Raw genomic sequence first — 23735 nt, 5'->3', positions numbered from 1 at the left:
CAGCATTATGGTTAATCGATCGTTAACGGACATTAAAAAAACCGCGCTCCATAGAAGCGCGGCTCGTTGCTGGGGGCTCGCCGGAGACCGGCGGGCCGATGTTTTCTGCGGTTATTAGCCGCGGAACAGCGTGAGGATCGTCTGCGAAGAGGAGTTCGCGATCGACAGCGATTGCACGGCCAGCTGCTGCTGGGTCTGCAGAGCGCTGAGCTTGGAGGATTCTTCTTCCATGTCGGCGTCGACGAGGCGGCCGACACCGGAGTCGATCGAGTCGCTGAGTGCGGACACGAAGTTTTCCTGCAGTTCGATGCGCTTGGAGACCGAGCCGAGAGCAGCGCCGGCGCTGGTCATGGACTTCAGAGCCGATTCAACGTTCGTCAGAGCCGACTGGATCTCGCCGAGGGTGAAGTTGGTGATGTCCATCGCGTAGACAGAACCGGTCGCGCCATTCGACGTGCCGAGAATACCCGTGGAGGTTTCGACTGCCCCGCCGCTCATGCCGAACAGAACGTTGCCCACGCTGCTATCGTCGAGCACATAGTCGGTCATCACGACCGACACGGCGTTGGAGCCGTCACGGACGAAGGAGGCAACGACATTCTTGGTGCCGGAAGCGCCGGCCACCCAGTTTTCACCCGAGAAGGAAGCCGACTGAGCGACGCTCATCAGCTGCTGCTGCAGCTGGCTGATTTCTTCCTGGACCTTGGCCTTGTCGACGCCGTTTTCAGTGGCGGCAACCAGTTTGGCCTTGATGTCGCCGACGACGTCGATGGCGCTGTCCATGGCGGAATAAGCGGTGTCGACCTTAGCGGCGCCGAGGCCGAGAGCGTCGGAAACAGCCGAGAGAGCTTTGTTGTCCGAACGCATGGTCGTTGCGATGGACCAGTAAGCAGCGTTGTCGGAAGCCTTGCCGACGCGATAGCCGGACGAAACGTGAGCCTGGGTTGTCTGGAGACCCTGGTTGATGCCACGGAGAGTCTGGAGGGCTGCCATTGCAGCGTTATTGGTGTTGATGCTCGTCATAGTTTAATTGCCCCTTGTTGGCAGATTTTAAGAAGGGACATTCCGGATTTTCGGCCGGCCCACAGCGATCAGCATCATGCCTGCTAACCATTTTTTGTTAAGGTTAACTCGCCGTTTCGATGGGCCTAGAAAACACCAAGATGGTTAAGGAAAGCTAAATCCAAACTGGAAATTACTTAAAAATATCTGAGACTTAGAAGAGTTTTCATTAACCTTATGTTAAAACATTTCGCGGCCGGGGATGACCCGGCCGCGAAACTTGGAAACCTTGTGCCGACCGGTCTTAGCGGAACAGCGACAGGATGTTCTGCGAAGAGGAATTCGCGATCGACAGCGACTGGATCGCCAGCTGCTGCTGGGTCTGCAAGGCGCTGAGCTTGGAGGATTCTTCTTCCATGTTGGCATCGACCAGACGGCCGATACCGGAGTCGATCGAATCGCTGAGCGCGGACACGAAGGTGTCCTGATTGTCGATGCGCTTGGAGAGCGAGCCGAGAGCAGCGCCGGCGCTGGTCATCGACTTCAGAGCCGATTCGACGTTCGTCAGAGCCGACTGGATCTGGCCGGCGGTGAAGCTGGTGATGTCCATCGCGTAGATCGAGCCGGTCGCACCATTCGAAGTACCGAGGATACCGGTGGAGGTTTCGACCGAACCGCCGCTCATGCCGAACATTACGTTGCCCGCGCTGCTGTCGTCGAGAACGTAGTCGGTCGTGGTTACCGAAACGGCGTTGGAGCCGTCGCGGACGAAGGAGGATACGACGCTCTTCGTGCCGTCAGCGCCGGCAACCCAGTTTTCGCCATTGAAGGAAGCCGACTGGGCGATGCTGAGGAGCTGCTGCTGCAGCTGACCGATTTCTTCCTGAACCTTGGCCTTGTCGACGCCGTTTTCAGTGGCGGCAACCAGCTTGGCCTTGATGTCGCCGACGACGTCGATGGCGCTGTCCATGGCGGTGTAAGCGGTGTCGACCTTCGCAGCGCCAACGCCGAGGGCGTCGGAAACAGCGGAGAGTGCCTTGTTGTCCGACCGCATGGTCGTTGCGATCGACCAGTAAGCAGCGTTGTCAGAAGCCTTTTCAACGCGATAGCCCGACGAAACGTGGTTCTGCGTCTGGTTGAGGCCCTGGTTGACGCTACGCAGCGTCTGGAGAGCGGCCTGTGCGGAAGTGTTCGTGTTAATGCTTGTCATAAATCTGTCCCCTGGAAACTAGATACAAAAAGGAGGACATACCGGACTATAGTACCGGCGATGACGGACCAGCTTCATGCTACTCGGCGCCTTTTTTGTTTGGCCCAAACCCGTCATGTCCAGGGCAATCTCGCAGCCAATGCTTGCCAACTTCTTAAAAATACTGGCCTCAAGCCGGCTCCTCGCAGGGCATAGTTAATGCTTGCTGAATATATTCCTCTACATTCTAATTCTCTTGGAAAGTAAGCGTTTTCCCTGCGGAAAAGCGGCCATTTCGCCGGGAAAACAGAGGTTCGTCAACTCACCGGTTTCAAGCAAGCTTCGAATGCCAATGTGGCAGGCGCCGGGATAGCACCATCGGACCGATCCACCCGTTTTCGGGGAGGACAAACCGTGCATGCGCCGGGCGATCGACCGCCATTGCCAGAACATTTCCTTCACGGAGTTGGGTTTTGAACAGCAAAGTTTCGTTCTCTGCGGCATCCAAGGATTACCAGATGGGCCGCTACACACAGTCCCTGGCGACGCTCAACCAGTTGATGGATATCCAGCAGGACGCCAAGACCTATGCGCTGCTGGCCAAGAACCTCGTGCAGCTCGGATTCAAGGCCGACGCCGCGAAAGCCTATGGCCTGGCCGGCAACTGCGAAGGACCGAACGCCTACGAATACCAGAAACAGGCCGCCAAGCTGCATTACGAGACTGGCAACGAGGACGAAGCGCTGCTGATCGCCATGCGCAACCTTGCCAAAGCGCAGGAAGATGCCGAACTCGCTTTCATCATCACCGCGATCTATCTGAAGCGCCAGCAGCGCGATATCATCCGTCCGTTCAAGACGGTGCTGTCGGAAAGCATGAATCCCGACCACATGCGTCTGGCGGCCCTGCTGCTCAGCGACGATCTCAACGATGCAACCAACCAGAAGCTGGCGCGCAACCTCTTCAAGCGTTTTCCAGGCAATCACGCCTTCCGCTTTCTCCACCTTGTTTTCGCCCGCGAATTCAACGAATTCGAAGAGGCAGCCAAGCATCAGGCGGTGATCGACGCGGCCCTTGCGAAAGGCGATATCGAGATCCTGCGCAAAGACAACCCGTTCTATCACCTGCACTGGTGCGGCAACGAGGACTTCAACCGCTATGCGACGATCGGCACCACACCTCTCAACCACGAACGGGTGACCTTCCGCCGCAACCAGCCGCACATCTGGTCGGACAAGATCCGCATCGGCTACATGTCGTCGGACTTCTGGGACCGGCACGCGACGATGAAGCTGCTGCAACGCATCCTCGAACTGCACGACAAGGATCGGTTCGAGGTGACGCTCTTCTGCCATACAGGCCCGGAATACCTAAAGCACAACGACACCGATCGCAGCCGTTGGGGCAGGATCGTCACCGTTCACGGCTTCTCCGACCGGGCGATGCTGGAAACGGTGCGCGCGCATAATATCGACATCATGGTCGACCTGAAGGGTCATACATCAGGCAGCCGCGCGACTGCTTTCAACCTGCCGCTGGCGCCGGTACATGTCGGCTGGCTCGGTTTTCCCGGCAGCACCGTCAATATCGACCTGGACTATGTCATCGGCGACCATTCGGTGTTGCCCGAGGTGGCCAAGCCTTTCTATCACGAAAAATTCTGCCGACTGCCGGAAAGCTACCAGCCGAACGATCCGATGCATCGTCCGAAGCCGCGCGCCGTCACCCGTGAGCAGCTCGGCCTGCCGGAAGATGCCTTCATCTTCGCCTCCTTCAACGGCAACCGCAAGATTACGCCTGAGGTAATCGACAGCTGGTGCCGCATTCTCAAGCGCGCGCCGAACAGCGTGCTCTGGCTGATGGCGAATTCGCCGCGCAACCAGGCAAATCTCTTGAAGCAGTTCCAGGCGGCAGCCATTTCGCCCAAGCGGATCATCTTCTGCCCTCGCGCTCCCTACGAACAGCACATCGACCGTCAGCAGGCGGCCGACCTCGGCATCGACACCTTCCCCGTCAACGGCCACACGACCACCTCGGAGCAGCTCTGGGGCGGCCTGCCGGTTCTGACCGTCAAAGGCACCAACTTCGCCTCACGCGTCAGCGAGAGCCTGCTGCGGGCCATCGACCTACCCGACCTCGTCGCAAGCGACCTGCAGGACTACGAGGATATGGCCGTGGAACTGGCCGAGAATCCCGGGCGGATCGCCGAATACAAGGCACATCTCAAGGAGAAGCGCTATATTGCGCCGCTCTTCGATGCCGAACGGTTCTGCGACCATCTGGAGCAGGCCTATGAAATCATAGCCGCGCGCGCCAAGCAGGGTCTCGCACCCGACCACATGGACATCGCGGCGCTGCCGCCGCGCACCGCGCCGTTCGCCGCGGAGTGAGGCTTTTAACGCCACGAAAGAACCCGCCGGGGCAATCCGGCGGGTTTTCACGTTTGGAAAAGGAAGAGGCCGCAGCCTGTCAGTTGAATGAGCGCACCAGGCTGCCGACAAGCAGGTTCCAGCCGTCGATCAGCACGAAGAAGAGAATTTTGAACGGCAGCGAGATCGAGGTCGGCGGCAGCATCATCATGCCCATCGCCATGGTGATGGTAGCGACGATCAGGTCGATGACGAGGAACGGCAGGACGACGAGGAAGCCGATCTCGAAGCCGCGGCGAATCTCGGAAATCATGAAGGCCGGGATCAGCACACGGTAGTCGATCGGATCGGTCGTCTGGATATTTTGTCCGCGTTCACGCGCCAGATCGACGAAGAGCGCCAGATCCTTGTCGCGGGTATTGGCCGACATGAAGGTGCGGAACGGTTCGGCGATCCGCTGGACCGCCTCGGTTTCGTTGATCTGATTGGCAAGCAGCGGCTGCACGCCGTTCTGCCAGGCCTGATCGAAGGTCGGCGACATGACGTAGAAGGTCATGAACAGCGACAGCGACAGAAGGATCATGTTGGAGGGCGTGGAGGAGAGGCCCATGCCTGAGCGCAGGATCGAGAAGGCGATGATGAAGCGCGGGAAGCTCGTCACCATGATCAGGATGCCCGGCGCGACCGAAAGAATGGTCAGCAGGCCGAAGGTGCGGATGATCCAGGCGGCGACGGAGCCATCGACCGGCACGTTCAACAGGTTAGTCGGCAGCTGCTGTGCCACCGCCAGTTCCGGTACCGCTATCATGGCGGCAAGGAAAACTATGAGACGAATCATTCGATGACAAATGTCCTGAACATGACCTTCGATACGCGCCCTTGCGAGCGAAGGTCAACACGTTCCTGTATGTCATCCTTGAGATATTGAAAGCCCCGCGGCCCCTCGATCTGCTGCAGGGAAACGGTCCTGATATATGCGAGGATATCCTGATGAATATCCTCGGAAACCTTGACATCCGGCGGCCCGTTGAAGAGCAGCGCGACCTCAAGTCGGACCCAGTTTTCGGAGGGGTAAGCGAGATTCGACGTGATCGGCTCGAGCTGGACGACGTTGTTGGCCTCGGTGGAGATGTGGGCCAGGCCTTCCTCACCCTTTTTCTTCGCTTCGGCGTCCTTGGCCTGCTCGGCCTCCTTGGCGCCCTTGATGTTGGGCGCGACGATCGTGCCGACCGCCCAGCCGCCACCGGCGCCGAGCAGCGTCAGGACGGCGACGCCGATGATCGTCATCAGCGTGCCGGATTTCTTCTTTGATTGATCTGCGCTTGCGTCTGGCTCTGCCATCGTCGTTCAGCCTCAAAGCGGCGAGAAAAGATCGACGGCCTGCTGGCCGCGCGGAGGCTGCTGCACTTCCATCAGGCGGCCGCGGCCACCGTAGGAGATGCGGGCTTCGGCGATCTTGTCGTAGGAGATCTGGTTTTCGGCATTGACGTCCTGCGGACGAACGATACCGGCGACGTTCAGGATACGCAGTTCCTGGTTCAATCGGACTTCCTGCGAGCCCGATATGACGAGGTTGCCGTTTTCGAGAATGCCGGTGACGACGGCGGCGACCAGCAACGTCAGCTTGTCGGTGCGCTCGATCTTGCCCTTGCCGTCGGTGCTGGTGTCGGAGCCATAGGTCAGGTCGGTCTTGGACTCAGGCGTCCAGCCGAAGATCTGGGCGTTGACGTCCCAGTTCATGCCGCTCGAATTCTTGCGGCTGCGGTTGGTCTCGTTGTCGAAAGAACCCTTGTCGTTGATCTGAATGTCGACGGTCAGGATGTCGCCGACGTTGAGCGCGCGTGCATCCTTGAAGAGCGCCGCCTGTGAATCGCTCCACAGCGAATAACCCTGCGCCACAGCGCGCGGCTGCTTCGGATAAAGCGCCATCTGCGGCGTCTGGCCGTAGGCAAGGCCGCTGCCGATCGGGCTCATGGCGGGCGCACGGCCGATCTCGCTGACTGCCGTCGGAGACTGGCAACCCGCAAGGAGTGCGAGGGCGGCAATCGCGGCCGGGAGACGCATATTCATGAAGGATCCTTCGACGTATTGGGATCGGACGCACTGGCGATGACGCTGGCGATGGCCGCGGCCTTCTTCGCGTCCATCTCGTTGAGGATGAGGCTCGACTGACGCGGTCCGAGCCGCATGATCACGGCGGAGGCCACCTCGATCTTCATATCCTGCAGCTGGAGTGCGGCCACATCCGGCTTCATCTTCTTATAGATCTCAGTGAGGCCGGCTTCAGCCTGCTTCAGGAAATCGTCGCGCCGCTTCAGCCAGTCCTGGTATTCGGCCTTGCGTTTATCCATTTCCGCCATGCGGGCGTCGATGTCGGCGCGAAGCTTTTCCAGCTCCTGCTTCTGCAGGAGGTAACGCTGGTCGCGGGCGGGGTCGGCGATGTTGGTGCAGAACTGCTTGACCTCGTCCTGGGAGATGATGTCTCCCGCCGGCGCATGCTCCTGCGCGAAGGCGCCCGGGATCGACAGAAGGACGAGGCCTGCTGCGGGCAGCGCCAGCCGGCGCAGCAATTGCAGGACCGTCATGTCAGGGTTGATGAACTTTATCATTGCAGCACAAGCTCCGCCTGCAGGGCGCCTGCCGACTTGATGCCCTGGAGAATGGCGATGATGCCATCCGGCTTCACGCCGATATTGTTGAGACCGGCGACGAGGGTCCTGAGGTCGGGACCGTCGATGATGGCGACGCGCCCGCCGGTCTGCTCAGCCGCGATATCGGTCTGCGGCTGGACGGCGGTCCGGCCCTGCGAGAAAGGTTCGGGCTGGATGATCTGCGGCGTCTCGGTAACCTGAACCGTCAGTGTGCCGTAGCTGACTGCAACCGGCGAAACGCGGACGTCCGAGCCGATGACGATCGTTCCGGTGCGCTCGTTGATGACCACCTTGGCCGGCGTATCGGTTTCGACGATGAGATTTTCGAGGTCGGCCATCAGCCGGGTGAGATCGGCCGTGCGCGGCTTCTGGATCACCACTTCCTGCGAATCCTTGGCTTCGGCGACCGGGCCGCCGAAGCGTGCCGAGGCATAACCGTTGACGATGTCGGCGATGCGGATTGCCGTCGAGAAGTCGGGGTTGCGCAGCTGCAGGACGAGATTGACCGAGTCCTTGAAGCGCGACGGAAGTTCGCGTTCGATGATCGCGCCGCCGGGCACGCGGCCGGCGGTCGTCACGCCTTCGGTCACCGTTGCGGCCTGGCCCTGCGCCTGAAATCCGGAAACGATGGCGGCGCCCTGCGCGACGGCATAGATCTGGCCGTCGGCGCCGGAAAGCGAGGTCATGACGAGCGTGCCGCCGCGCAGCGACGTCGCATCGCCGAGCGAACTCACCGTCACGTCGATGCGGCTGCCGGGGCTAGCGAAGGGCGGCAGGTTGGCGGTGACCATGACGGCCGCCGTGTTCTTGGCGTTGGACTGGCCGCCCTGAGTCGAGATGCCGAGATTCTGCAGCATCGCCCGCATCGACTGCTCGGTGAAAGGCGAGGCACGGAAGCCGTCGCCGGTTCCCTGCAGACCGACGATCAGGCCATAACCGATCAGCTGGTTGTCACGGCCGGCCTGAAGCGAAGCGATATCCTTGATGCGGGAGGTCAGCGCCCAGGCGGGCGCGACGTCGGCCAGGCTCATGGCGAAGACCGCGACAAGGGTCAAGAAACGGAAGAACAATTTCATTTTGCCCTCACATGGACCGTGCCGTCCGCAAGCACCGTGCCGCTGACGATAACCCCGGAATCCATATTGCGTGCGCGCACGACCTGCCCGGTCGAGCCGTCTTCGAGCGGCGAGCCGGCAGCCGAGATCGTCATCGCGCCAAGCGAAAAGACCAGGCGGATCGACGAGCCGCGGGTCACCGTATAGGCTTCGCGCAGACCCGAAACCGAAATCGTGCGGCCCGGCAGCAACGTGCGCTTGGAGACCATGCCTTCGACCTGGGAAATGGATTTGGCAAAATCGCCGGCGAGGTTGGGGTTGGTGACCTCGACCTCCTGAAGCTGGCTGGCCGACAGTGTGTCGCCGGGGTAGATGATCGTCGTCGGGACGACGGCATAACCCATGCCGGCACCCGCGTCCGCGGGCAAGAAAATGCCCGCGACTGCGATCGTGGCTGCCGCCACCCATCCTGAGATGTGTCCTGCCCGGCAAAACATCATGTTTCGGCCCTTCCCTCTACTTCAGGTTCTTGCTGACGACGGTGGCCATTTCGTCAGCGGTGGTGATCACCTTGGAATTCATTTCGTAAGCGCGCTGGGCCGAGATCAGCTCGGTAATTTCCTTCACCGGGTCGACGTTCGAGGATTCCAGATAGCCTTGCTTCATGTAGGCGAAACCTTCCTCGTCGGGATTGCCGACGACGGCTTCGCCGGAGGCAGCCGTTTCCTGGAAGAGATTGTCGCCGATCGGCTGGAGGCCGGCCTCATTGACGAAATCGGCAAGCGTCAGCTGGCCAAGCGTGGTCGCGGTCGTCGCGCCGGGCAGCTTGGCCGAAACCTGGCCCGAGCGGCTGATCGTCAGCTCGGTCGAGCCCGTCGGAATGGTGATGCCGGGAAGGACCTCGTAGCCGTCGATGGTGACGAGCTGGCCCTGCTCGTTCTTGTTGAAGGCGCCGGCACGGCTGTAGAGCGTCGTACCGTCGGTCGATTGGATCTGAAAGAAGCCCTTGCCGATCAGCGCCACGTCGAGGTCGTTGCCGGTCTGGGTCAGTTCGCCCTGGAGATGCAGGTTGCGCACCGCCGAGGTCTGGACGCCGAGGCCGATATTGGCGCCTTCCGGGACGACGGCCTGGTTGGCGCGGTTGGCGACACCCTTGGCGCGTTCGGTCTGGTAGAGAAGATCGGAGAATTCGGCGCGAGCGCGCTTGAAACCCGTCGTATTGATGTTGGCGATATTGTTCGCGATGACTTCCAGATTGGTCTGCTGGGCATCCATGCCCGTTGCTGCGATGGCGAGCGCTCTCATGTGTTCGTCCTCAATTCAGTTACATCTGCATCTTGGTGACTTCGAGAAAGGCCGAGACGACCTTGTCACGGATGGCGATCGCGGTCTGCAGCGTCTGCTCGGCCTGGAGCATGGAATCGACGACTTCACGCGTCGTCGCCGTGCCCTTGATGCCGGCAAAGGACATGCTTTCCGCACCCTTCAGGCTGGTGACCGCGTCGGTTGCCATGTTGCCCATGACGGAGGCAAAGCTCATGCCGTTGGCCGCACCTGCGGTGCCCGGCATGGTGGCGGCAGACGACGAGGCGGAATTTTCGGTGTCGACGGCGCCAAGCGCTCGGGTCATCGAAAGGTTGCTGACATTCTGGACGCTGCTGATCATTATTATTGGCTCTTCAGGAGGTCGATCGTGGAGGAGATGAGATCGCGGGTCTGCTTGATGGTCTGCAGATTGGCGTCATACGAGCGGTTGGCTTCGCGCATGTCGGCCATCTCGACGAGGATGTTGACGTTCGGCAGTTTGACGACGCCCTTCTGATCCGCGGCCGGATTGCTGGGGTCGAATTCGGTGCTGAAGTCGCCTTCGTCGACGCCGACCTTCTTGACATCGACCGTCTCGACGCCGCTGGCGCGATCCATCTGCTGGCCGAAGGTGATCGTCTTACGGCGATAGGGGTCGGCTCCAGGCGTGTCGCCGGTCGAGCGAGCGTTAGCGATGTTTTCCGAAACGATGCGCAGGCGCGTCGACTGCGCCTCGAGCCCGGAACCGGCGATTTTCATTGCTGCTGAAAGCGGATCCATGAATTTTTACTTCCTGACGGTCATCAACATCATGCGGTTGAAAGAACTGACCAGCGAGGTGTTCAGATCGTACTGGCGCTTGATATCGCCCGACTTGGAGAGCTCTTCGGCCACACCGACGGTATTGCCTGATTCCTGGACGCCGATTTCCTGGTCGAGTGCGGCGTCCTTGACGTCGATATCGCCGCTGGCGCTGAAATCATTGCCGCTGAGATGGGCCGGATTGGTGCGCGTCATGGTGATGTCGGACTTGTCCAGCACGGCGTCGAAGGGCGTGACGTCCTTGGCGTGGAACTTCGGGGTGTTGGCATTCGCGATGTTGCCGGCAACAACCTGCTGACGGATCGTCAGCCATTCCGCCTGTCGCGAAGCCAAGTCGAAAAGTTGGATCGGTTGCATGAGACTCTCCGTTTTTACTGTCCCGAACCTAGTGCGGTAATCTTGCGTGGGACTTACGGGAATTCAGGTTTCAAGGCGCTTTTCGGGCAGCGCTGCGCTCAAAAAAACAGGGGCTCCGGCCGGTTCGCGGCGGAGCCCCTGTTGCCTTCGGCGTTGGCCGACAGGTTCAATTATTCTGGTAGGTATCGCCCTTGGAGGTAACGATCACCCATTTGCCGTCGCGCTGCTCGAGTGTCGCTAGGCGGCTCTCGTCGGGCAGGATCGAACCGATGCGCACCACATACATACCCGAGGGATCCTCGATCAGCGCCCGGCCGTTGGAAACGTGCAGCAGGCGGAAGAAAGACTTGCCAGGGAAAGGCTGATCCTCGGGTATGGGGCGGCCATTGCGTTCCTTGCCGAGGTCGGAAACCGTTGCCGTCGTCAGCGGATCGATCGGCGGGGCCTTTTTGTCCGGCTCGTTCTTGTTGATCATGGCAAGCGGCGAGACGCTGAAGACGTTGCGGGCCGGCCAATCCGGCAATTCGCGCGAATTGTCGCTGGCGGCGACGTTGATGCCGAACTTATCTTCGTTGAAAAATACATACCACGGAAAGAAGGCGGAAGCGCCGGCAAGCGCCAGGCCGGTGAAAGTCAGAAGCCGATCCAGGATGACGGTCTTCCGGCGCTGCTTCAGAGAAGCGATGCGTTCGTCGTCGAATTCAGCCACGTCTATCTCCTCTGAATGGGTGCGCCCTGATTGCCCATACCGGCTGCAGCTTTGAGCGCGCCGGCGAGATCGGCGAAGGCATCGGCCGAGTCGCGGTCGCCCGGCGACTGTTTCAGGACGTCGTAAATGATCGGTACCTGCTTGACCGCCATATCGAGATCGGGATCGGCACCCTGGCGGTAACCGCCGATTAGGCGCAGGTCGCGTGTTTCCTCGAAGCGATGGATCAGCACCTTCAGCCGCGAGACCAGCTTTTCCTGGTCCGGCGTCCAGGCCTTGCGGGCAAGACGCGAAATCGAGGCTAGCGGATCGATCGGTGGGTAACGCCCTTCTTCGGCGAGGCTGCGTTGCAGGACGATATGACCGTCGAGGATGCCGCGCGTCGAATCAGCGATCGGGTCGTTGTGGTTGTCGCCGTCGACGAGAATCGAGATGATCGCCGTGATGGTGCCGGCGCCCTCGGGGCCGGGACCAGCGCGCTCCAGCAGGCGCGGCAGCTCGGTGAACACGGAAGCCGGGTAACCGCGTGCGATCGGCGGCTCGCCGGAGGCAGTCGCCACCTCGCGGATCGCATGGGCGAAACGCGTGACGCTGTCGACGATGAAGAGAACATTCTCGCCCTTGTCGCGGAAATGTTCGGCGATGGTGACGGCCGTCAGCGGCGCCATCTTGCGCAGCATCGGGCTCTCATCGCTGGTTGCAACGACGGCGATAGCCTTCTTCATATTGCTGCCGAGCGTATCCTCGATGAATTCACGCACCTCGCGGCCGCGTTCGCCGACAAGCGCAATGACGACCTTGTCGAAGGCGTCGGCGCGGGCGAGCATGGACAAAAGCGTCGACTTGCCGACACCGGAACCGGCGAAGATGCCGAGGCGCTGCCCGAGGCAGAGCGGCGAGAAGATGTCGATCGCGCGTACGCCGGTCTTGAAGCCGGTCTGGACACGCTTGCGGGTCATCGAGGGCGGCGCGGTATTGGCGATCGAGCGGCGATCGAGGCCCTCGGTGATCGGACCCAGCCCGTCGATCGGTTCGCAGAGCGAGTTGACGGTGCGCCCGCACCAGCTGTCAGACGGTGAGATACGAAACGCGCCCTTGCGGATGACCGTATCGTTGATGCCGATCGGCTCGCCTGGTTCGATCGGGCAGACATAAATCAGGTCCGGCTCGACGCGAACGACCTCACCCAGATGGACGCCGGTCGCCGATTTATGGGCGACAAACTCACCGAGGCGAACATGGCGGGAGAGACCGCGAACCGTGTAGTGGCCTGCGGCGATGGTCTGCACGCGACCGCCATGGGCAACCGCGAACTCCGGCGATGCGTATCGGTCGACGAGATCTGCCAGATGCGCCAATTTTGGGGAAAGACCGTCCTCGGACAGTAGTGTGGTGCTCATGCTTAGCGGCTACCCCCGAGCGTCTGCACGGCTTCCTTGAAGGAATCCTCGCTGTCGCGCATCAGCGACGAGACGCTTTCGAAGGCGCGGTTGACTTCGATCAACTGGGTGATCTCGCGCATGGCGTTGACGTTGGAGTTTTCGAGATAACCCTGCTCGACGCCGACATTGAAGCGGTCGACGACGGCGCGCGGCTGGTCAGTGGTCATGATGCCGCTGTTTTCGTAGCGTAGGTATCCCTTGCTGACATCGGCCTCGAACAGCCCGAGCGAGGCGACCTGGCGGTCGCCCTGGTAGATGATGCCGTCGGTGCCGACGGCCGGCTCGCCGCCCTTCGAGTTGAGCTGGATGGGCGCGCCGCCGGCGTCGAGAACGGGATATCCGCGGATCGACACGAGTTCGCCGGTATCCTTGAGCGTGAAGCGGCCGTCCCTCGTCAGGACGCGGCCTGCCGGCGTATCGAGCGAGAACCAGGCATCACCTTTGACGGCGAAATCGAGCATGTTGCCGGTGTGCTGCAATTCGCCATTTCCCTCGTTCAGATAGTCGTTGCCCTGGGAAACGAAGGCGACCTTGGTGTTGAGCTTGTTCTTGGAGTTCGCCACCATCTCGTCGAACTTCACCTCGGTGGCGCGAAAGCCGGTCGTGTTCACGTTCGCCATGTTGTCTGCGATGGTGGTCAGGCGCTTTTCGAGCGCCATCTGCGACGACAGTGAAACATAAAGACCGGATTGCATGTCGGTAAGCTCCAAGCATTGGCGATGAACGGAACGAAAAGCCGGGCGTCGTCTTTGTGATTCGGCCGGGATTTCGCTGAGGCGGCATCTCAGAAACGGGTGCGGACACCCATTCGTCTCCTTTAGCCTGACGGCAGATGCTTGCGCGAAGCTGGCACGCGGAAATGCCCCGCGACCAGCCCTTTCATCAGCCTCACGCAAGGCAGAAATCCTATCCGTCTCAGAGAAAAGCAACGTTCAGATTGGGCTGACGATGAATATTATTATCGGATTTATTGTTGTCTGCGGCTGCATCGTCGGCAGCTTCATGGCGATGGGCGGCGAAGTGAACGCGCTGTTCCAGCCCTTCGAATTCCTCATCATCGGCGGCGCCGGCCTCGGCAGCTTCATCATGGCGAACCCAATGAAAGTGGTGAAGGATTCCGGCAAAGCGCTCGGCGAAGCCTTCAAGCACGCTGTGCCGAAAGAACGCAATTATCTCGACACGCTCGGCGTGCTCTATTCGCTGATGCGCGACCTGCGCACCAAGTCGCGAAACGAAATCGAAGCCCATATCGACAATCCGGTCGAATCGACGATCTTCCAACAGGCTCCGACAGTTCTGAAGAACAAGGAACTGACGGCGTTCATCTGCGACTACGTGCGTCTGATCATCATCGGCAATGCCCGCAGCCACGAGATCGAGGCGCTGATGGACGAAGAACTCAACACCATCATGCATGACAAGATGAAGCCTTACCACGCGATCCAGATCATGGGCGATTCCTTCCCGGCGATCGGTATCGTCGCCGCGGTTCTCGGCGTCATCAAGGCGATGGCTCACATCAACGATTCACCTGAGGTGCTCGGGCACCTGATCGGCTCGGCGCTCGTCGGCACCTTCCTCGGCATTATCTTGTCCTATTGCGTCTGCTCGCCGCTGGTCTCCCAGATCAAGATCGTGCGCAACAAGCAGCACCGACTCTACGTCATCGTCAAGCAGACGCTGCTTGCTTACATGAACGGCTCGGTGCCGCAGGTCGCTCTCGAATACGGCCGCAAGACGATCTCGGCTTACGAGCGTCCGTCCATCGACGCGGTCGAACAGGAAATGATGAACCCAGGCGGCGAAAACAAGGCGGCTTAAATGACTATGAGCAATGCTTCGCATGACAAACCGGCAATGGATCCTGCCCTTCTCGCCAAGCTGACAGGCGGGCTTGGCGATAGAGGCAGGGTCGCCAAGATCTGCAGTTCCTTCGGGGAAGTCTACAGCGAATTCTTTCCCGACGTCATCAAGAGCGAGACCGGCCTCGACGTGACGGTCAACTATCTCGGCTGCGAGATCGGCTATAAGAACCACCTGATCGACGACCTGAACGCGAACGTCACCCTCGTCGACGTGACACTGCGCAACTGGTCGCAGAACATCACGCTTGCCTGCGGCAACGGTTTCGTCATCACGCTGATGGAGCACCTGCTCGGCGCCACCGCCGATACGATCGAGGAGCCGGCCGACCGGCTGCTGTCGGTCATCGAAATCGACCTGGCGGTGATGGTTTTTGACAAGATCGCCAAGGTGCTGCGCTCGGCCGTCAACGCGCCCGGCGGTTTCGAACCGAGCCTTTCGGCCCCGCACGCGCTCGAGATGCGCGCCCGGCCGCCGGAGGACCGCCCGGACGAATTCGCCGCCGCCATCAATATGTCGATCACGCTTGCCGGCATCGTTTCGGAATTTTCGTTGATGGTTCCGCAGACCGCGCTGCTCAAGACCAAGGTGACGCCGCCGAAGCCGAAGCGCCAGGCGACCGGCAAGTCGGCGGAGTGGACCGAACAGCTGGGCGACCAGGTCCGCCGCTCGCATGTCACACTCGAGGCCAAGATCAGGCTGCAGGACCTGACGCTGCGCACGATATCGAAGCTGATGGTCGGCGACGTCATTCCGTTCCGCGACAGCGGTGACGTGCGCGTCGAGGTCAGCGCCAACAGCAAGGAATTGTATGTGTGCGAGTTCGGGCGTTCAGGCGAAAACTACATGGTCCGCGTCCGGGATACGATGAACTCGGATGACGAACTCATCCGTCATTTAATGAATTAATCGGTTCTCTGGCTTTTGGGCTGCAAAGGCAGTTTGAGGCAAGTTTCAACTGGAATAGTGATTTCATGGCTACGAAGAAAACACAGCAGAACAGCGACCTCTCCCTGGATCTTCCGGGCAGCGAAGCGGATCTCGACCAAGCGATCGACGATCTGCGCGGCGTGCTGAAGCAGGATGCCGATGGCGACCTGCCGCAGTTTGGCGACGACCTGCAGAACGACGCCTTCGCAGCAGGAACCGATCTGGCGGCCTTCGGCGGCGAGATGTCGGACACCCCGTTTGGCGGCGACGATTTCGGCGGCGATTTCGGCGCCGGCAATGCCAGCCCGGCCGCCGGCATGGATTTCGGCGACAGCCCCTCTTTCGACGCATCGCCGGCTCCGCTCGGCAGCGCGCTGAATTCGAACTTCGACCTGATCATGGACATCCCGATCGACGTCCAGATCATGCTCGGCACCAGCCGCATGCAGGTCTCCGGCCTGATGAACCTCAATGAAGGGGCGACGATCGCCCTCGACAAGAAGATCGGCGAACCGGTCGAGATCATGGTGAATGGCCGCAGGATTGCGCGCGGCGAGATTACGGTGCTTGATAATGACGACACGCGATTCGGTGTGAAACTGATAGAAGTTTTGAGTACGAAAAAAGCCTGATCCCTGTGTGGGACGGAGAGGTTAGACCATGATGGACTTTGACGATTTCGGCGGCGCGCTAGCCGGGAAACCGTTGACCCAGGCTGAAAAGGCGGCGGCTGTTCTTCTCGCTATGGGAAAGGGAGTCGCCGGCCGGCTGTTGAAATATTTCACCCAGGCCGAACTGCAGACCATTATCTCATCCGCTCAGTCGCTGCGCGCCATCCCGCCGGACGAACTCTTGATGCTCGTCGGCGAATTCGAAGACCTCTTCACCGAGGGCGCCGGACTGATGGACAATGCCAAGGCGATCGAGGCCATTCTGGAAGAAGGCCTGACGCCCGACGAGGTCGACAGCCTGCTCGGCCGCCGCACGGCATTCCAGGCCTACGAAACCTCGATCTGGGATCGTCTCAGCGAGGCCGAGCCGACCTTCGTGGCACAGTTCCTGCTGCGCGAACATCCGCAGACCGTCGCCTATATTCTTTCGATGATGCCTTCCAACTTCGGCGCCAAGGTGCTGCTGCAGCTCCCAGACAACCGCCGTGCTGACATCATGAACCGAACGGTCAACATGAAGGCCGTCAGCCCGAAGGCTGCGCAGATCATCGAGAACCAGGTCATGACGCTGCTTGCCGAGGTAGAGGCAGAGCGCAATGCCGCCGGCTCGACGAAGGTCGCCGATCTCATGAACGAACTCGACAAGCCGCAGGTCGACACGCTGCTCACCTCGCTGGAATCGATCAGCCGCGAATCCGTCAACAAGGTCCGTCCGAAAATCTTCCTGTTCGAGGACCTCATGTACATGCCGCAGCGCAGCCGCGTCATGCTGCTCAACGACATCTCGACGGATGTGCTCACCGTCGCGTTGCGCGGTTCGCCGCCAGAGATCCGCGAATCGGTTCTCTCCGCCATCAGCCCTCGCCAGCGCCGCATGATCGAATCGGATCTGCAGAGCGGCATGGGCGGCGTCAATCCGCGCGAGATTGCCATTGCCCGGCGCGCCGTGGCGCAGGAAGCGATTCGCCTGGCCAACTCAGGCCAGATCGAGCTCAAGGAGAAGGAAGGCGACGCTTCGGCAGCCGCCTAAAGCGGGGCGCGCATTGACCTTCATTCGTGCGACCCGTTTTCGTTCCAGGTTTATGCGTATCGGTATCCCGGATACCGCTGCCCGCTTCCGAGCGACATACATAGCACTCCGAGACTGTTGACAAATCCAGCCGCCTGCAAAGCGGCTGTTGATCGCCATGCGACAGGCGACTACCCTTCCAATACAGGCCGCGCTCTAAAGCGCGCCGCAGGGAACCCGGTTTCCGCGGCGCGCTTTAGTTCTTTGTTTTGATGCATGTCGTCATTCCAGAACCGCTGCACACTTTTGGGCGACATGCAGTAGCTGCTGCCTATTTCTTCGACGGAGGGCCGCGACTTGGCAGACGATGACAAGGACAGCAAAACAGAAGCCCCGACCGCGAAAAAGCAAACCGACGCGGCTGAGAAAGGCAACGTGCCGTTTTCGCGCGAGCTGTCGATCTTTGCGACCATCCTTGCCACCTATATCTATCTGGTGTTCTTCCTCCCCGACAGCGTCGGCCGCATGACTGAAACCCTGCGCGACATCTTTGAGCAACCCGACCAGTGGAAGATCGAGACGGGTCCCGACGTCCTTTCGCTGTTCGTCAAGCTCGGCTGGGCATGTGCGGCGCTGCTGGCGCCGGCCTTCATCCTGTTCATGGTGTTCGGCATCGCCTCCTCCGTCTTCCAGAACCTGCCGACGCCGGTGCTCGAACGCATCCGGCCGCAGGCCTCGCGCATCTCTCCCGCCAAAGGCTGGGAACGGCTCTTCAGCCTGCCGGGCCTCGTCGAGTTCGGAAAATCGCTGTTCAAGGTCGTCGTCGTCGGGGTGATCCTGTTTTTTGTGCTCAGAAGCGAATATTTTAGCTCGATCGACGCGATGTTCTCCGATCCGCAGACGATCCTGGTGCGGATCTCGACGGCGATGCGCAAGATCATCATCGTCGTGCTGATCGCCACCGCGATCGTGGCGATCGTCGATGTCTTTTGGACGCGCCATCACTGGTTCACCGAGCTGAAGATGACGCGGCACGAAATCAAGGAAGAAAACAAGCAGGCACAGGGAGACCCCTTCGTCAAGGGGCGGCAGCGCTCGCTGATGCGCGACCGCGCGCGCCGGCGTATGATCGCCAATGTGGACCGGGCGACGCTCGTCATCGCCAACCCGACGCACTATGCGGTGGCGCTACGCTATGCCCGCGAAGAAAACGACGCGCCGGTGGTGCTGGCCAAGGGCCAGGACCTTATTGCGCTCAAAATCAGGGAGATTGCCGAAAAAAACGGCATCCCGGTGTTCGAGGATCCGCCACTTGCGCGCTCCATGTTTGCGCAAGTCTCGATCGATAGTGTCATACCGTCAGTCTTCTATAAGGCCGTTGCGGAGCTCATCCACCGGGTCTACGCCGCAGATGCCAAGAACAAACGGGTAAGATAAGCCGAATGAAAAAATGCCCTCACTCTACCCAGCGTGAAAAGATCCTCGCAGTTGCGATCAGCCCGGTCGCCACGGAACTGCGCCTTCTGGATGCTTCTGACCTTATTTCACTGCTGCGCTTCGAGTATTACGGCAACCTTTCCGATCTCGTCGCTTCGGCGGCAGAGCTTTTCTTTCATCCGGGCACGGTGAATTTCGGCCTGGGCGGCAACTATACGCTGGAATGGGGCGGCAAGCCCGAAGTCGTTCTCGATCTGGAAATCAAGCCGCGCGGCGTCACCGTTTATGCACAGCTGACTCTCGCCGAAGATCACGCCGGCATCGAGATCAATCATATCGCTTTCCAGGATCCCTCGGCCGATCCCGACGAAAACACCGTCTTCCTCGAAAAGAGCCTCCGGGAAGCGCGCTACAACGTCAATCAGTCGCCCCGGTCGCTGGCGGGCTGACATCTCTCAGGACAATCGCGCTTTCATCCGTCCTTCGACAGCGCATCGCCCCACAATCGGAAACGGTTTTGACTCAAGCGCGTCGCATCAAACTTGATTCATGCGACGATGCGTGTCGTAGGCCCGGAACCACTGCACAGTTCCGGGCGACACGCATCAAACGCAATCTTAAAATGAAAGAGCCCGGCCCGCAGGGCCTCAGCTGATGTAGCCGAGCCGGATCGCCTTGGCGATCGCCTGGATGCGATTGACGGAATCGAGTTTGATGGTCGCCGAGCCGAGATAGGCGTTCACGGTGTGCACGGACAGGCCGAGCTTGTCGGCGATCTCTTCGCTGATGCGGCCGTCGCCGGCGAGCTGGAGACAGGCGATCTCGCGTTCGCTGAGCGCCTCGGCGGTGGCCGTGCGGCGTTCGTCGAGCGAGAGCAGATCCATCATAATATGGCAGCAGCGACCGTGCAGCTCGACGATCGTATCGCTCGAGGGATCAATCTCATCGCCGGTGAAAAGGATGAAACCGTTGCCGACCGTGCCGAGCCGCACTGGAAAGGCAAGGCCGGAAAAAGGCACAATACCGTCCTGCAGCCGCGTCATGAACGGGGCGAAGTCCGCAGGACCAGGTGCCGCATGGTCGTAACCGCCGGCCCATGAGAGCGGCAACAAAGACTTCTCGATATGGTCGAGAAGGATATCGCCATAGGCATCTGTGAAGGCCTTGCCGAAGCCGGCATTGGAAGACCCCCAGTTCTCGAGTTCGCAGACAAGGCGCTGCTTTGCCGGAAGACCCGAGCCGCTGACGCGGAAGATCGCAAACCCTTGAGCATCGGCGAGCTTCTGCATCGCAATCAGCCGCGGGAAAAGATCGGACCGGCTGGAAATCCTGTTCACACGCACCATGCGCAGCTGTTCGGCGCTGCTCATCGTCCTGGCTGATGGATGCCCCATAGATCCCCCTATACGAGATTATTGCGGACGGCGAAGGCAATCGCCTCGGACCGGGTCTTGGTCGCCGTCTTGCGCATCACGCTGGTGATGTAGTTGTTGATGGTATTGCGGGAGATTCCGAGGATCATGGCGATCTCGTCGCTGGTCTTGCCCTCGGCGATCCAGAAGAGGCATTCCAGCTCGCGGTCCGTCAATTCGAAATCGCGGTCGACCCTCGTACCACCGCAGCGGAGGAAACTCGCGACATAACCTGCAAGCAGGCCCACATCTCGCAGGCGCTCAGGCGAAAGGATGAACCCCTCGCCGAACAGGAACATCAGGGCCAGCCGCGACCGGCCGACATTGAAGGTGAGAGAACAATATTGACGGCTGGCGCCGTCGGGCACGTCGGCAGTATCAGGCATAAGAGCAAAATTCGGCTGGAAGACCTGCATGCATTTTTCCAGCTCCGTCGAACGGGCATAGCCGCGAACCAGATCATTGGCGATATCCCTGACCAGGTCAAAGGGCCAATCCGACGAAACAATGAAATCGAGACCGCTTTCCTGAAGGAGATCGCAGCGCGCCAGAAGGTAGTGCGAAGCACCCACATACTCGGTCAGCGCCCGCAGACCGGACTGCAACCTGCCAGTGTTAGCGACGCCGTGCAGGCGCTGGAGGAGTTGATCGCGCGGCAACAGATCCGGCATCACCGCGCTCGCGAAATTCGCCATCTGCCTCTCGCCTTTGCTCGCCTGAATTACGTTCATATCCATTGGCAATGTCCTGCGGCTGAGAAACGATCGAACTCGGTGCAACAGCAATTTTTCTGTAAGGGATTCAATTCAAGTTCCGCTCGAATCCCATTTCGAATCACCCAAGGGTAAGCCAGCCGATGCAAATCACCATCTCCGACTTCTAGGGATTTACTTTCGCTGTCGCCCATGCGCTGATTCGATGATCAATTCCACCCCTCAAGATATAGGGGAGGCTAAGGTGATTCTGGGGGTATCGCAACTTCATTCGCGTTTTACGCGAGTTCGCCTTATTAAATTTCTCGACAGCGACACTTTTCGGCATCATGCGCTGGTGCGGTCGGATCTGTTCCTGGTCTTCATGCCGAATGCCCGACATTTACCGTCACTGCTTCCAGAGCGGTTCGTCATTTGTTTGCGGGAACTGACAACGATCCCGTTACAGGAAATCAAGCGTGGTACCGACATGAAAAAGGCCGGTTGCCCGGCCTTTTTTCTTACGCTGCCTCGTCGATCGCCCATTTCCGGAGGATTTTCGCGGCGCGTTCCTCGTTGATCTCGACCATGCGGGAGAGCTTGCGCTCCGGGCCTTCCTTGACGCGACGATTGAAGTTTCCGTCGTCGTCGCCGAGGCTGAGCAGATCCTCGGTGCTGTCGAAGCCGAAGTCGGAGCCGAAGCCGTCCATGAGGGCTCCTCCGGGCGCGCCTGCGGAAGGCGCGAAGTCCGGAAGCTCGAGGCCGGCCGCCTCCGGCGTGGCGTCGCCGAGGACCGACGAGCTGCCATTGCCGCTGACGCTGCGCACTAGAGGCCGCAGGCCCATCCAGACCACCACGAAGGCGACCGCGACGAAGGCGAGAGAGTTGATAATGCCGGCGAGGTTGCGGCTCAGCATATCCATGACGCGCACACCACCGGTGGCGTCTTCGAGCAGCTGGTTCTCGAGGAAATCCATCGCCGTAACGGTGACGACGTCGCCACGCTTGGCGTCGATGCCGGACGCCGAAGCGACGATCTTCTGCATTTCGGCAAGATAGGCATCGATCTTGGCCTGGTCGGCGGGCTCGCCGACCATCTTGGCGATGCGGCCCTTGTTGACCACCACCGCAATCGACAGCTTCTCGACCTTGTAGCTGTTGCGGGTCGTCGCCGTCGTCCGGCTGTTGATTTCGTAGTTGGTCTGCTCTTCGCGCTTGTCGGACTTGTCCTGCGATTCGGGCCCGGCGGAGCCGCCGGCCTCGGGAGCCGCCTGCGGAATATTCTGCTCGACCGTCGTCGCGCTGTCCGACTGTTTCTGCTGCGACTGCTGGGCTTCCTTGGTCGAGCGGACCGAGCGTTCGACCTTGGACTCGGGATCGTAGGTCGTTTCCTGGATCTGCTGGGCGTCCGTGTTGAGATCGGCGGTCACGCTGGAACGGAAGTTGTCCATGCCGAGGAAGGGTGCCAGCGCCTTGTCGATGTTGGATTCGACTTCCTGCTGGACGTTCTGGACGATGGTGAGCGAGCGGTTCAGCGAGCTGTTGCTCGCTTCGTCGCCGGAAGCGAGCAGTTGACCGGCGGAATCGAGGATCGTCACGTCATCGACGTCAAGCCCCGGCACGGCCGAGGCGACGAGGTGGCGGATCGAGGTCGCGGCACTGCGCCCGGTGGTGGCGCTGGCACGAATCATGACGGAGGCGGTCGGCTTCTGCTCCGCCTTTCGGAAGTTTCCAACCTCCGGCATGACGATATGCACGCGCGCGGCGGTGATCCCGGAGATCGACTGGATGGTGCGGGCGATTTCGCCTTCCAGCGCTCGAACCCGCGTCACCTCCTGCATGAAGGAGGTCAGGCCGAGGGAGCCGACATTGTCGAAGAGTTCGTAACCGGCATTGGCGCTGTTCGGCAGGCCGCGCTCGGCAAGCAACAGCCGGGCTTTGCCCGTCATCCCTGCGGGGACGCTGATACTGGTGCCGTCCGTACCGACCTGGAAATCGACGTTGGCTTCGGCAAGCGCCATGCTGATCTGGTTGAGATCCGGCGCATCCAGACCGACATACAGCGTTTCCTGTGCCGGCTTGTTGACGAAAAGAGCGGCCGCAAGGACGATTGCGATAGAGACGGCGCCGACGCCTCCGAGAATCATCAGGCGTGTTCGGCCAAGGGAACTGAAGTTCTTAAAGATCTGAACTAATTGATTTAACAGATTCATTCTGTTCTCGCACGATTCGTCAAAGACAAAGCAGGCTTATTGCCTCATCTGACGAATAATCGGCGAAACTTGTGCGAGCGTTTCGTGAAGCGCCGGCGGGAGCAAAAAAGGCCGAATGAATGCGCCCCAAAACTTCGCAGCGGTTTTGGGAAACGACATGCATAAATCAAGACTTGGAGCGCCGCATGAATCCGGCTTGAAGCGATGCGCCTTAGAAGAAGTCGAAGTCGCCGGCTGCCTTGCTCAATGGCTGGGAATGGCCGTGGCGTGTGGCGCCGCCCAATGCCTTCTGCATTTCTGCCAGCTTGACGAGGCTGAGCGCGGTGGCGACGTCGACTGCCCAGCCGTGCGGGATTTCGCCGGTGATGGTGTCGATGAACTCGGCAAGGCCACGCGATTTCTGCACGGCGAGGTCGATGCCCTGCATGACCTTCATGGCATCCGGTGAATTCAGAATTTCGGCGCCGCCGAGATCGAGAAGCTGCGGCTCGATGCGCTCGATGAGATAGGCGACATCGTGCAGTTCGGAAACGATGCGCATCAGGATGTCGCTCAACGCCTCGACAGGCGCAGGCGGCTCCATCACCGGGTTAAATGTCATATGAAA

Annotated in this window: 26 protein-coding genes; 7 read left to right on the top strand and 19 right to left on the bottom strand. The window is 60.2% G+C overall.

The genetic code is table 11. The features are described from left to right. Positions 1-114 precede the first annotated feature (114 nt). Both J3O30_RS03725 and J3O30_RS03720 read right to left on the bottom strand, forming a co-directional pair. Entirely contained in the window at positions 115-1023 is a 909-nt protein-coding gene (locus tag J3O30_RS03725; RefSeq protein ID WP_207582939.1) for a flagellin, read from the bottom strand. A gap of 283 nt (positions 1024-1306) precedes the next feature. Continuing rightward, on the bottom strand, positions 1307-2212 hold the full coding sequence (locus tag J3O30_RS03720; RefSeq protein WP_207582938.1) for a flagellin: 906 nt from the start codon (positions 2210-2212) through the stop codon (positions 1307-1309). A 452-nt stretch (positions 2213-2664) separates the two neighbouring features. On the opposite strand from J3O30_RS03720, the gene J3O30_RS03715 reads away from it, so the two are divergent. Then, complete coding sequence (locus J3O30_RS03715) at positions 2665-4581, top strand: glycosyl transferase (RefSeq protein ID WP_207582937.1); 1917 nt, start codon at positions 2665-2667, stop codon at positions 4579-4581. Positions 4582-4660: 79 nt separating this feature from the next. Here J3O30_RS03715 and fliP read toward each other — a convergent pair whose 3' ends face one another. The 13 genes from fliP to flgF form a co-directional block, all read right to left on the bottom strand. Next, positions 4661-5398 (bottom strand): flagellar type III secretion system pore protein FliP, encoded by a 738-nt coding sequence (gene fliP / locus J3O30_RS03710; protein WP_207582936.1) that lies wholly within the window; start codon positions 5396-5398, stop codon positions 4661-4663. Further along, positions 5395-5901 carry a flagellar basal body-associated FliL family protein gene (locus tag J3O30_RS03705; protein ID WP_207582935.1) on the bottom strand — a complete coding sequence of 169 codons (507 nt, stop codon included), beginning with the start codon at positions 5899-5901 and terminating at the stop codon, positions 5395-5397. The genes fliP and J3O30_RS03705 overlap by 4 nt, the downstream gene beginning before the upstream one ends. A gap of 12 nt (positions 5902-5913) precedes the next feature. After that, positions 5914-6630: a flagellar basal body L-ring protein FlgH gene (flgH, locus tag J3O30_RS03700; protein WP_007633287.1), complete on the bottom strand. Its 717-nt coding sequence runs from the start codon at positions 6628-6630 to the stop codon at positions 5914-5916. Next, the gene (locus J3O30_RS03695; protein WP_207582934.1) at positions 6627-7169 is read right to left on the bottom strand and encodes a MotE family protein; all 543 of its coding nucleotides are present in this window, start codon (positions 7167-7169) and stop codon (positions 6627-6629) included. The genes flgH and J3O30_RS03695 overlap by 4 nt, the downstream gene beginning before the upstream one ends. Then, positions 7166-8287 (bottom strand): flagellar basal body P-ring protein FlgI, encoded by a 1122-nt coding sequence (locus J3O30_RS03690; RefSeq protein ID WP_207582933.1) that lies wholly within the window; start codon positions 8285-8287, stop codon positions 7166-7168. Before J3O30_RS03690 ends, J3O30_RS03695 begins: the two co-directional genes overlap by 4 nt. Next, positions 8284-8766, bottom strand: coding sequence for a flagellar basal body P-ring formation chaperone FlgA (gene flgA / locus J3O30_RS03685; RefSeq protein ID WP_207582932.1), 483 nt, complete (start codon positions 8764-8766; stop codon positions 8284-8286). The genes J3O30_RS03690 and flgA overlap by 4 nt, the downstream gene beginning before the upstream one ends. A gap of 16 nt (positions 8767-8782) precedes the next feature. Next, positions 8783-9571 carry a flagellar basal-body rod protein FlgG gene (gene flgG / locus J3O30_RS03680; RefSeq protein WP_164006538.1) on the bottom strand — a complete coding sequence of 263 codons (789 nt, stop codon included), beginning with the start codon at positions 9569-9571 and terminating at the stop codon, positions 8783-8785. A 19-nt stretch (positions 9572-9590) separates the two neighbouring features. After that, positions 9591-9932 (bottom strand): flagellar hook-basal body complex protein FliE, encoded by a 342-nt coding sequence (locus J3O30_RS03675; RefSeq protein WP_207582931.1) that lies wholly within the window; start codon positions 9930-9932, stop codon positions 9591-9593. A gap of 2 nt (positions 9933-9934) precedes the next feature. Next, on the bottom strand, positions 9935-10351 hold the full coding sequence (flgC, locus tag J3O30_RS03670) for a flagellar basal body rod protein FlgC (protein ID WP_007633309.1): 417 nt from the start codon (positions 10349-10351) through the stop codon (positions 9935-9937). A 6-nt stretch (positions 10352-10357) separates the two neighbouring features. Next, a complete protein-coding gene (flgB, locus tag J3O30_RS03665) occupies positions 10358-10750 on the bottom strand; it encodes a flagellar basal body rod protein FlgB (protein WP_207582930.1) in 393 nt (130 codons plus the stop codon). 166 nt (positions 10751-10916) lie between these two features. Next, complete coding sequence (locus J3O30_RS03660) at positions 10917-11459, bottom strand: flagellar protein (protein ID WP_207582929.1); 543 nt, start codon at positions 11457-11459, stop codon at positions 10917-10919. A 2-nt stretch (positions 11460-11461) separates the two neighbouring features. Continuing rightward, positions 11462-12859, bottom strand: coding sequence for a flagellar protein export ATPase FliI (gene fliI, locus J3O30_RS03655; RefSeq protein WP_207582928.1), 1398 nt, complete (start codon positions 12857-12859; stop codon positions 11462-11464). Positions 12860-12861: 2 nt separating this feature from the next. Beyond that, positions 12862-13596, bottom strand: coding sequence for a flagellar basal-body rod protein FlgF (flgF, locus tag J3O30_RS03650; RefSeq protein ID WP_207582927.1), 735 nt, complete (start codon positions 13594-13596; stop codon positions 12862-12864). 253 nt (positions 13597-13849) lie between these two features. Between flgF and motA the strand changes: the two genes are divergently transcribed. The 6 genes from motA (at position 13850) to J3O30_RS03620 (ending at position 19260) form a co-directional block, all read left to right on the top strand. Further along, positions 13850-14722, top strand: coding sequence for a flagellar motor stator protein MotA (gene motA, locus J3O30_RS03645; RefSeq protein ID WP_207582926.1), 873 nt, complete (start codon positions 13850-13852; stop codon positions 14720-14722). Further along, on the top strand, positions 14723-15673 hold the full coding sequence (locus tag J3O30_RS03640; protein WP_207582925.1) for a FliM/FliN family flagellar motor switch protein: 951 nt from the start codon (positions 14723-14725) through the stop codon (positions 15671-15673). Between the two features lie 65 nt (positions 15674-15738). Then, complete coding sequence (fliN, locus tag J3O30_RS03635; protein ID WP_207582924.1) at positions 15739-16326, top strand: flagellar motor switch protein FliN; 588 nt, start codon at positions 15739-15741, stop codon at positions 16324-16326. A 28-nt stretch (positions 16327-16354) separates the two neighbouring features. Next, on the top strand, positions 16355-17395 hold the full coding sequence (gene fliG / locus J3O30_RS03630) for a flagellar motor switch protein FliG (RefSeq protein ID WP_207582923.1): 1041 nt from the start codon (positions 16355-16357) through the stop codon (positions 17393-17395). 336 nt (positions 17396-17731) lie between these two features. Next, a complete protein-coding gene (gene flhB, locus J3O30_RS03625; RefSeq protein WP_207582922.1) occupies positions 17732-18811 on the top strand; it encodes a flagellar biosynthesis protein FlhB in 1080 nt (359 codons plus the stop codon). Positions 18812-18816: 5 nt separating this feature from the next. Continuing rightward, positions 18817-19260: a hypothetical protein gene (locus tag J3O30_RS03620; RefSeq protein ID WP_207582921.1), complete on the top strand. Its 444-nt coding sequence runs from the start codon at positions 18817-18819 to the stop codon at positions 19258-19260. 198 nt (positions 19261-19458) lie between these two features. Here J3O30_RS03620 and J3O30_RS03615 read toward each other — a convergent pair whose 3' ends face one another. The 4 genes from J3O30_RS03615 to J3O30_RS03600 form a co-directional block, all read right to left on the bottom strand. Beyond that, positions 19459-20205 carry a helix-turn-helix transcriptional regulator gene (locus J3O30_RS03615; protein ID WP_207582920.1) on the bottom strand — a complete coding sequence of 249 codons (747 nt, stop codon included), beginning with the start codon at positions 20203-20205 and terminating at the stop codon, positions 19459-19461. 8 nt (positions 20206-20213) lie between these two features. After that, positions 20214-20960: a LuxR C-terminal-related transcriptional regulator gene (locus J3O30_RS03610; protein ID WP_207582919.1), complete on the bottom strand. Its 747-nt coding sequence runs from the start codon at positions 20958-20960 to the stop codon at positions 20214-20216. Between the two features lie 476 nt (positions 20961-21436). Beyond that, a complete protein-coding gene (fliF, locus tag J3O30_RS03605; protein WP_207582918.1) occupies positions 21437-23128 on the bottom strand; it encodes a flagellar basal-body MS-ring/collar protein FliF in 1692 nt (563 codons plus the stop codon). Between the two features lie 211 nt (positions 23129-23339). Further along, entirely contained in the window at positions 23340-23729 is a 390-nt protein-coding gene (locus tag J3O30_RS03600) for a hypothetical protein (RefSeq protein ID WP_003584234.1), read from the bottom strand. Positions 23730-23735: the final 6 nt, after the last annotated feature.

The organism is Rhizobium sp. NZLR1, from assembly GCF_017357385.1.
Lineage (GTDB): Bacteria > Pseudomonadota > Alphaproteobacteria > Rhizobiales > Rhizobiaceae > Rhizobium.
This window is presented reverse-complemented; position numbering and strand designations above follow the sequence as displayed.

Excerpts from the sequence above, each read along its gene's own strand:
- J3O30_RS03725 (WP_207582939.1), bottom strand. The coding sequence starts at position 1,023 with ATGACGAGCATCAACACCAATAACGCTGCAATGGCAGCCCTCCAGACT.
- J3O30_RS03720 (WP_207582938.1), bottom strand. The coding sequence starts at position 2,212 with ATGACAAGCATTAACACGAACACTTCCGCACAGGCCGCTCTCCAGACG.
- fliP (WP_207582936.1), bottom strand. The coding sequence starts at position 5,398 with ATGATTCGTCTCATAGTTTTCCTTGCCGCCATGATAGCGGTACCGGAA.
- J3O30_RS03705 (WP_207582935.1), bottom strand. The coding sequence starts at position 5,901 with ATGGCAGAGCCAGACGCAAGCGCAGATCAATCAAAGAAGAAATCCGGC.
- flgH (WP_007633287.1), bottom strand. The coding sequence starts at position 6,630 with ATGAATATGCGTCTCCCGGCCGCGATTGCCGCCCTCGCACTCCTTGCG.
- J3O30_RS03695 (WP_207582934.1), bottom strand. The coding sequence starts at position 7,169 with ATGATAAAGTTCATCAACCCTGACATGACGGTCCTGCAATTGCTGCGC.
- J3O30_RS03690 (WP_207582933.1), bottom strand. The coding sequence starts at position 8,287 with ATGAAATTGTTCTTCCGTTTCTTGACCCTTGTCGCGGTCTTCGCCATG.
- flgA (WP_207582932.1), bottom strand. The coding sequence starts at position 8,766 with ATGATGTTTTGCCGGGCAGGACACATCTCAGGATGGGTGGCGGCAGCC.
- flgG (WP_164006538.1), bottom strand. The coding sequence starts at position 9,571 with ATGAGAGCGCTCGCCATCGCAGCAACGGGCATGGATGCCCAGCAGACC.
- J3O30_RS03675 (WP_207582931.1), bottom strand. The coding sequence starts at position 9,932 with ATGATCAGCAGCGTCCAGAATGTCAGCAACCTTTCGATGACCCGAGCG.
- flgC (WP_007633309.1), bottom strand. The coding sequence starts at position 10,351 with ATGGATCCGCTTTCAGCAGCAATGAAAATCGCCGGTTCCGGGCTCGAG.
- flgB (WP_207582930.1), bottom strand. The coding sequence starts at position 10,750 with ATGCAACCGATCCAACTTTTCGACTTGGCTTCGCGACAGGCGGAATGG.
- fliI (WP_207582928.1), bottom strand. The coding sequence starts at position 12,859 with ATGAGCACCACACTACTGTCCGAGGACGGTCTTTCCCCAAAATTGGCG.
- flgF (WP_207582927.1), bottom strand. The coding sequence starts at position 13,596 with ATGCAATCCGGTCTTTATGTTTCACTGTCGTCGCAGATGGCGCTCGAA.
- motA (WP_207582926.1), top strand. The coding sequence starts at position 13,850 with ATGAATATTATTATCGGATTTATTGTTGTCTGCGGCTGCATCGTCGGC.
- J3O30_RS03640 (WP_207582925.1), top strand. The coding sequence starts at position 14,723 with ATGACTATGAGCAATGCTTCGCATGACAAACCGGCAATGGATCCTGCC.
- fliN (WP_207582924.1), top strand. The coding sequence starts at position 15,739 with ATGGCTACGAAGAAAACACAGCAGAACAGCGACCTCTCCCTGGATCTT.
- fliG (WP_207582923.1), top strand. The coding sequence starts at position 16,355 with ATGATGGACTTTGACGATTTCGGCGGCGCGCTAGCCGGGAAACCGTTG.
- J3O30_RS03620 (WP_207582921.1), top strand. The coding sequence starts at position 18,817 with ATGAAAAAATGCCCTCACTCTACCCAGCGTGAAAAGATCCTCGCAGTT.
- J3O30_RS03615 (WP_207582920.1), bottom strand. The coding sequence starts at position 20,205 with ATGGGGCATCCATCAGCCAGGACGATGAGCAGCGCCGAACAGCTGCGC.
- J3O30_RS03610 (WP_207582919.1), bottom strand. The coding sequence starts at position 20,960 with ATGGATATGAACGTAATTCAGGCGAGCAAAGGCGAGAGGCAGATGGCG.
- fliF (WP_207582918.1), bottom strand. The coding sequence starts at position 23,128 with ATGAATCTGTTAAATCAATTAGTTCAGATCTTTAAGAACTTCAGTTCC.
- J3O30_RS03600 (WP_003584234.1), bottom strand. The coding sequence starts at position 23,729 with ATGACATTTAACCCGGTGATGGAGCCGCCTGCGCCTGTCGAGGCGTTG.